General features: G+C 38.7%; 8 protein-coding genes. 6 read left to right on the forward strand and 2 right to left on the reverse strand.

What is annotated here, in order from left to right:
- The first annotated feature begins 109 nt into the window (after nucleotides 1-109).
- The 6 genes from NDN60_RS08180 to NDN60_RS08205 all read left to right on the forward strand — a co-directional run bounded on the left by NDN60_RS08180 (nucleotide 110) and on the right by NDN60_RS08205 (nucleotide 5884).
- A complete protein-coding gene (locus NDN60_RS08180; protein WP_011373964.1) occupies nucleotides 110-1048 on the forward strand; it encodes a PfkB family carbohydrate kinase in 939 nt (312 codons plus the stop codon).
- A gap of 72 nt (nucleotides 1049-1120) precedes the next feature.
- Complete coding sequence (locus NDN60_RS08185) at nucleotides 1121-1762, forward strand: phosphoribosylanthranilate isomerase (RefSeq protein WP_231953182.1); 642 nt, start codon at nucleotides 1121-1123, stop codon at nucleotides 1760-1762.
- Between the two features lie 48 nt (nucleotides 1763-1810).
- Entirely contained in the window at nucleotides 1811-2410 is a 600-nt protein-coding gene (locus tag NDN60_RS08190) for a YczE/YyaS/YitT family protein (RefSeq protein ID WP_076632351.1), read from the forward strand.
- A gap of 9 nt (nucleotides 2411-2419) precedes the next feature.
- A complete protein-coding gene (locus tag NDN60_RS08195; RefSeq protein WP_056947695.1) occupies nucleotides 2420-3571 on the forward strand; it encodes an iron-containing alcohol dehydrogenase in 1152 nt (383 codons plus the stop codon).
- Between the two features lie 22 nt (nucleotides 3572-3593).
- Complete coding sequence (locus tag NDN60_RS08200; protein WP_056947693.1) at nucleotides 3594-4784, forward strand: NupC/NupG family nucleoside CNT transporter; 1191 nt, start codon at nucleotides 3594-3596, stop codon at nucleotides 4782-4784.
- A gap of 113 nt (nucleotides 4785-4897) precedes the next feature.
- Nucleotides 4898-5884 carry an aldo/keto reductase gene (locus NDN60_RS08205; protein ID WP_056947691.1) on the forward strand — a complete coding sequence of 329 codons (987 nt, stop codon included), beginning with the start codon at nucleotides 4898-4900 and terminating at the stop codon, nucleotides 5882-5884.
- A gap of 123 nt (nucleotides 5885-6007) precedes the next feature.
- On the opposite strand, the gene NDN60_RS08210 is transcribed toward NDN60_RS08205, so the two are convergent.
- Together NDN60_RS08210 and NDN60_RS08215 are read right to left on the reverse strand one after the other, a co-directional pair.
- Nucleotides 6008-6475 (reverse strand): DUF2798 domain-containing protein, encoded by a 468-nt coding sequence (locus tag NDN60_RS08210; RefSeq protein WP_056947689.1) that lies wholly within the window; start codon nucleotides 6473-6475, stop codon nucleotides 6008-6010.
- Between the two features lie 42 nt (nucleotides 6476-6517).
- The gene (locus NDN60_RS08215; RefSeq protein WP_256470489.1) at nucleotides 6518-8056 is read right to left on the reverse strand and encodes a BCCT family transporter; all 1539 of its coding nucleotides are present in this window, start codon (nucleotides 8054-8056) and stop codon (nucleotides 6518-6520) included.
- Nucleotides 8057-8232 lie beyond the last annotated feature (176 nt).

Consider the following 8232-nt stretch of genomic DNA (forward strand, 5'->3'; position numbering starts at 1 on the left):
GGTCAATTTTGATAAACAAAAGTTTATTTTATAAAAAAGTGTTTACAAATAGTTGTAAGCGTTTTATAATGAATTTGCATACAGGAGATAAAGAGACGGAGGTGTCGAAATGGAAGATAAATATGTTGTAGTCGTTGGCGGGTTGAATATGGATATTGCAGGTATGCCAGGCAAGGATTTTATTGAACGTGATTCTAATCCTGGTGAGGTTAACCTATCCGTTGGTGGTGTTGGACAAAATATTGCACATAATCTAGCCAATTTAGGTGTACCAACGTATCTGATGACGGTTTACGGAGACGATCAATACGGTGCAATATTACATCGAGAATGTGAAACAAATAAGATCAATTTAGATTATGCAGCTGAAATTAAAGGCGCTAATAGTTCAACCTATCTTTATGTAACTGATGGCTCAGGAGACATGTTAGCGGCAATTAATGATATGAGTATCGTTAATAATATTACTCCTGATTTTTTAAAGGAACGATTAGCGGTAATTAATCAGGCTACTTTATGTATTGTGGATGCTAATATTCCACAAGAATCAATTGAATGGTTGGCAGATCATTTGAAAGTGCCGATGTATGTTGATCCGGTTTCAGTTGCTAAAGCACGTCGTTTTGAAAACGTTTTAAATAAAATTGATACGTTTAAACCTAATGAAATGGAAGCAGAACTTCTAACTGGAATTAAAATATCCGATGAAAGCTCAGCTAAAATGGCAGCAGAATATTTAGTTAACCAAGGAATTCGTCATGTTTTTATCTCGCTTGGCGCACACGGTATTCTATGTGCAGATGAAAGTCAAACAGTACTAGTGCCAATTATTAAGGTACCAATTATAAGTTGTAATGGTGCTGGGGATTGTAGCATGGCAACCATTGCTTGGGCATATTATCACTTTGGTAAAAAGGCTTCTTTAAAAGAGATTGGTCAATATGCGCAAGCTGCTTCAAGTATTACGGTGGGAAGTGCTTCAGCCGTTTCATCACATTTAACTGCGCAAAATGTTATTGATCGTTGTCGACAAGCAGTAAAAAATTAATTTTTGGAGGATTTACTAATGATTAAAAAACAAATTTATTCACTTATTACTTATGATGAAAGCGTAAAAACGATGGAGGCAGGTGCCGATCATATTGGGCTTGTACCAATGCAAGATGGTGGTGTACCAGCGCATCGAGTGCCATTAGAAACTGTTGATAAAATTTTTGCTGAAGCCAAAAGACGTGGCGTTGTAACAGTGGCAATCATGTTGAATAAAGATCCTAAAGAAATGTTAGATATTGCGAAACGGGTTCGTCCAGATATCCTGCACATTGCTGGGATGGAATATACTGCAGATCAAGCGTTTAGAGATCAATTGAGAGCGGTTTGCCCGGAAACAGAATTAATGCAAGCCGTTTTAGTAGATGGACCGGAAGCGGTGGAACGTGCTAAAGAATATGCAAAATTCTCAGATTACTTATTAACAGATTCTGGTTTAGCTGCAGATACAGGAATTGGTGCTAGTGGATTAACACATGACTGGTCAATTGATGCGGCAATTGTTGCTAATGTAGATATTCCAGTTATTATTGCTGGCGGCTTAGGACCAGATAATGTTGAAGAGTGTATTAAGGAAATTAAACCTTATGGCGTTGATTCATTAACAAAGACAAGTATTAAATATGATGGCGGTCGTATGGAAAAAGATATCGATAAGGTGCGTGAATTCTGTGAAAGAGCAGATAAGGCTGCTGCAGAAGTTGGCTTATAAAAATTGAAAATAATATGGACAAGTTTTAAGACGGTATCGCTAAAGAAAATGGCAACTGCGATCATTGGTGTATTTTTAGTCTGTGTTGGAGTAGCGATTAATAACAACACACAACTAGGTAATGATCCGGTAGGAATTATTTATGATGGTATTCGACAAGCTGCTCAGCTTTCACATGCGCAGTTAGGCGTGGCTTCCAATTATATTAATACTGGTTTGATCATTATTTTGTTTTTCTTTGGACGGAAATATATTAATGTCGGAACACTTATCTATCTTGTACCCTATGGCTTTTTTATCAGCATAGGTAGTTATCTGTATACCGTCGTTTTTGTAGGTAATACGCTATGGATACGAGGGTTAGCTGGTCTAGTTGGTTGTTCTTTATATTATTTAGGGATTAGCCTATTTGTTGCTAGTAACATCGGTGTCGATCCTTTTAACGGATTAATGTTAACACTCCGGGACAAAACAGGCTGGAGTATTCGCCGTTCGAAAATAACAATGGATGTTGTTTTGATTATTGCTGGCGTTTTGTTGGGTGGTCGGTTTGGTGCAATCACAATTCTGACGGCATTAACAACAGGACCAGCAATTCAATATTTAAGCCAATTATTTAGCCAATTGTTATACGGTGAGAGAATTTAGGAGGATAAAATGGATTATAAATTAGTTCAAAAGACCAAAGTATTAGTAACCGATGATTTACCTAAAACGATTTTGAGTATTTTGAAAGAAACACAATATAAAAAGCCATTAATTGTTATGGATAGTTTTTTAAAAGAAGTTGCAATTGTAAAAAGATTGCAAGTTAAATTGACGGAGAACAATATTCAATTCTCTATCTATAATAAAGTCGTTTCTGATCCGCCAACAACTGTGGTGGATGAAGGTGCTGAATTTTTTAAGGCGCAAGATTGTGATAGTTTAATTGCAATTGGCGGTGGCAGTGCCATTGATGTTGCTAGAGGAATTAATATCGTTCGTATAAATGGTGGCAAAATTAGCGAATACGTCACAGCAAGTAACGAAATAAAAGATTGCCCCGGATTGATAGCAGTACCAACAACTTCTGGTACGGGGAGTGAATTATCGAATGCATTAATCGTTACGGATACAGAAAATCAGACCAAATTAGCGGTGTTAGCGAATAACGCAGTTAGTGAATTTGCAGTTTTGAACCCTGAATTAGTAATGACATTACCTAAAGGGATGACAATTGCAACGGGCTTAGATGCATTTTCACACGCGGCAGAAGGTTATACATCAACCTTAGCGAGTCCTGTCACAGATGCGATTTGCGAAAAAATTATGTATTTACTAGTCAAATACTTACCTAAGGTAATTGAAGATGGACAGGATCGAGAAGCACGTGAACGTGTGATGGTCGCTGCTACACTAGGTGGTTGGATGCTAAATAATGCAGGGACACATGCTGGTCATTCCGTTGCACATGTGATTGGATCTAAGTACCATATGCCCCATGGAATGGCTTGTGCTTATGCGTTGCCTGGGGTACTTCAATTTATTGCACCAGTTAGAAGTAAAAAAGTAAAAGAAATTGGTTTGATTTTGGGCGCTGAATACCCCGCAGATCCAACAGATACCGAAATCGGTAGAATTACGGCTATTCAATATCGTGAATTTAGAGATAAAGTTCTTGGGATGAAGCCATTCACTGATTTTAATATCTCAGAAGATGAATTACTAACTAATATAGAAAGTGTCGTTAATGAACGTTTTGCGGGAAATACACCTAAGCAAATTGATCAAGAGGGCGCAATGATGTTATTGAAAAACTTTGGCTAGATAACTGAAAGTGGAGGTTATTATGAGTATATTAATGGGGATAGTCGGATTAGTCTTTATATTTGCGATTGGTTGGTTAGTCAGTTCCAACCGAAAGAAAATTAGATATAAACAAATTGGTATTTTATTAGTTACCCAATTTGTGATTTCCTTCCTGTGTTTACATACATCAGGTGGGGTTAAAGTGTTGGCAGGTATTTCTAATTTCTTTAGTTGGTTAATGGGGCAAGCTGCAGGTGGCGTCGATTTTGTTTTTGGTGGCGTTGTAATTAAGAGTGGCGCTTCAGTCTTCTTCCTCAACGTATTGATGCCAATTGTATTTATTTCGGCGTTAGTCGGCATTTTGAACTATATTAAGGTCTTACCATTTATTATTAAATGGTTAGGAAAAGGCATTAATAAATTATCAGGAATGGGTGAATTAGAAAGTTATTTTGCAGTTTCAACAGCTGTTTTGGGGCAACCTGAAGTTTTTCTAACAATTAAGGAACGAATTCCTAATTTATCACCACAACGTTTATATACAATCTGCGCATCCGCAATGTCAGCGGTAAGTGCGGCAATGTTGGCTTCTTATATGAAAATGGTTCCCGGTAAATTTGTTGTTGTCGCTGTTTTCTTAAATATTTTTTCAGCCCTTATTATTTCATGTATTGTTAATCCGTATGAACCAGAAGTAGAGGATCAAAAAACGATAGAAGCTCATCTCTCCACTGAAAAGGAACCATTCTTCCAAGTTTTAGGTAATTATATTGTTGATGGTTTTCAACTTGCCTTAACCGTAGCAGCAATGTTAATTGGATTTGTATCATTAGTAACGTTTTTAAACAATACATTTGGCTTTTTCTTTAATGTCACTTTCACTGATATTATTGGTTGGGTATTTGCACCTGTCGCATTTGTTATTGGTGTGCCAGCTGACGATATTGTTAAGGTTGGAAGCTTAATGGCCACGAAGTTAATTACAAATGAGTTTGTTGCAATGGGGAATTTATCACAGATTGCACATTCCTTGAGTCCAAAAGCAACAGCCATTATCTCGACTTATCTAGTTAGTTTTGCAAATTTTGGAACGATTGGTATTATTTCAGGATCAATCAAAGCAATTGATCAGAAACAAGGTGCTGTTGTTGCGAAATTTACTATGAAATTATTGTTAGGTGCTACAATGGCTTCCATGCTGACTGGTACGATTGTTGGTATGTATTTTTAGGAAAGAAACATCTCTTAATTTTAATAAGAGATGTTTTTTTATTTTAATAGAAAATGGTATACTATCGTATGTAACCGATTGCATAAAAATACAGATAAAGAGGGCGTTTAAGCATGTATAACGCAAAAGAAACGCGGTATGACGATATGATCTACCGGCGTGTCGGCCATTCTGGGTTGAAATTACCTGCAATTTCATTAGGGTTATGGCATAACTTTGGTGAAACAGATAAAGTGGCTACTCAAAAAGAAATTATTTTTGGGGCCTTTGATATGGGCATTACACATTTTGATTTAGCGAATAATTATGGTCCACCAGCCGGTAGCGCGGAAGAAAACTTTGGTCGGATTTTGCACTCAGACTTGAAGCAATATCGGGATGAAATGATTATTTCGTCTAAGGCGGGTTATTATATGTGGCCCGGCCCTTACGGTGAATGGGGTTCAAAAAAGAATTTAATCGCTAGTTGTGACCAATCATTGCAACGGATGCAATTAGATTATGTCGATATTTTCTATAGTCATCGACCAGATCCTGAGACGCCGATTGAAGAAACGGCGCGGGCGTTGGATTTATTAGTCCATCAAGGGAAGGCTTTATATATCGGAATTTCCAATTATTCCGCTGAACAAACAAAAGCGATTACCAAAATTTTTAGAGAACTTGGCACACCATTTATTATTCACCAACCACGTTACAATATGTTGGATCGGTGGATTGAAGATGGCTTAACCGATGTCTTGGCTGAAGAAGGTTTAGGCGCAATTACGTTTAGCCCATTAGCTCAAGGCATGTTGACGAACCGTTATTTAAATGGGATTCCAGCGGATTCACGTGCTGCCCGTCCAGATAGTCCATTCTTATCACCTGAAAAGGTCGACCAAACAATCAGCACTGTTCAAGAACTGAATAAAATTGCGCAACAACGTGGTCAATCATTGGCTGAAATGGCGCTTGCTTGGAACTTGCAACAACCAACCGTTGCGAGTGTCTTGGTGGGTGCTTCTAGATTGAGTCAACTTCAAGATAGTGTGCATGCGTTAGACAACTTAACGTTTGCACCTGAAGAATTAGCGGCCATTCAAAAGGTATTAAAATAGTAAAAAGGCGTTAGGGCAGATGTAATTTTGCCCTAACGCCTTTTTACTATTCAAATGTGCTTATTGAAACTGACTTCTGCGCTTAGTGTCACTCGTCAAACCGTTTCAAACACACTTTCTTTTTTATTCAGCTGTTTCTGCAGTTGCTGCGTTTGCTTGGATTTTGCCAAGAATCGCACGTGAGAATGGTCCCACTACGATTAATTGAAGTGGTAAGGCAACGATAATGTTCATTGCCCAAGCGTGTCTGTAAGCACCGCCGAGATCGTTTGGAATCCCACCTTCGATTAATACACCGAAGAGTGACATACATGTGACCATACCAAGAATCATCAAACATGAAATTGTTAAAATCATGACTAATTTATTGTCCTTATTAAGTGGTAAGCTGAATGCAATTTTTTTAGCGAGTACGCCGATCACGAAAACATCGAGGATGAAAGCTACGATGAAGCCAGGAATCAAGCCGGTGATTAAAGCGACAAATGAAAAACTCCCGTGTAATAATAAGTTATAGATACTCATTCCAAGTACCATTGAGAAACACATTAATGTTGTAAAAATAATACCTTCTTTTTTATTGGTAGGCATATCAATTTCCTTCTTTCTGAAAAGTTAACAGATATAACCGTATCACATAAAAAATTTTGGCGTAAGTTTTTTTTTCAGAAAATGAGAAGTTTCTTCATTTTCAATTTCGATCGGAATTTCACCGTTATGGACGGCATGGAAAATCGAAACGAGTAACAATGCACAGACAAAAATCAGTGGGAAGCCCGCAATCACACAAACCGCTTGAACGGTTTGGAAACTACCGACGAGTACAATTCCGAGTGAAAATAAAATGAAAATGACAACCCAAGCCATCCGATTCCAACGGTTAGGTTGTTCGCCAATTTTCAATTCAAGACTAGTAAATGACGAAACGATGAAGGCTGATGATGAAATGGTCGTGGCTAGGAAAATGAAACAAGATAGACAGAAAATCGCGAGCATGACAATCTTCCAAGGAAGTGTCGTAATGACGGCCGCGATAACGGCGGCTTGGCCTTGTGTGTTCAATAAAGTAACAAGGTCAACTTGACCGGAACTTTGTAAGAAGAGGGCGTAACCGCCGAGGATGGCGTAAAAACTCATACAACTAAGCGCACCATAAGTGGCCATCCCAAGTAGCACTTGGCGAATAGTCCGGCCACGAGAGATGCGGGCAATGAACAAGCCCATCACAGGCATGTAAGATAACCACCAACCCCAATAAAAGAGCATTTCGTGTTGGGCGAAATGGCTATCAGAACCAGTTGCGTTTAAACTGAGTTGCCCAAATTTACCAAATAGATGGAAAAGATTGTGACCTTCAGCACCAATCAGATGACGGGTGGGGCCGATTAATAAAACGAGTAATAAAAAGCCAATCGCGGTGTAAATATGCCAAGCGCTCAGTTTCTTGATCCCTTTATTTAACCCAGCGTAGACGGTTAAAGTGAAGAGAATGAATAAAACAACGAACAAGGCTAGTTTTAACCAGATAGTATCTGAAAAACCAGTCATCGTGCTAAGGACTTTAGAAATGACGGGGATTTCCATCCCAATTGAAGAGCCGATTCCGCCCATAATCCCGAAGACGACAATGAAGTCGATGAGTTGGCGGAGAACCTTTTTGTAAGTTTGAGGGCCTTCTAATAAATCGATGGCGGCACTCAAGCGTTGAACGCGTAAATTCTTAACATAGAGTGCATAGCCAATCGCAATTGTGGCGGTGGCAAAAATCATCCAGGCCATTGGTCCCCAGTTAAACTGACCGCAGACGTTAGCGTAGCGGTAAGCCGCTGCTGAAAAGGGCTTAGCGCCAAATGGTGGATTTTGTAAGTATTGGAGTGGATCCGTGGTGCTGAGCATTAAGATGCTGGCATCAATCCCAGTGGCAAAAACCATGCTACCCCATTGAAAATCGTTATATTCAGGTTTTTCGTTAGGTTGGCCCAAACGAATCCGGCCATAGTGACTACAGCCCAACCAAACTAAAAAGATGAAGTTAATAATATAAATACCTATGTAGAGCCATTGGGAATGGGACGTCATCGTGTCCAATAATTGCGAAATAGAGTGCTGGAGTGTGTCACCTCCTAACATTAGAAATGCGGAGACAATCCCGAACAATAACATCGTGGGGATAAAGACGACTTTATCAACATTCTTACGCTTTAAAATAATGTTCCTCCTGTGTTTGTTAAAGTCTAAGTTGTTTAGTCAGGCAAATTCTATAATTAATCCGAACAGAAATTAAAAAGCCCAAAGCAATCACTTACAATGGTAGTAGCTAATTCCAACCAATATAGGGAGTGATTACT

The organism is Latilactobacillus sp. (assembly GCF_033176295.1).
GTDB lineage: Bacteria > Bacillota > Bacilli > Lactobacillales > Lactobacillaceae > Latilactobacillus > Latilactobacillus sakei.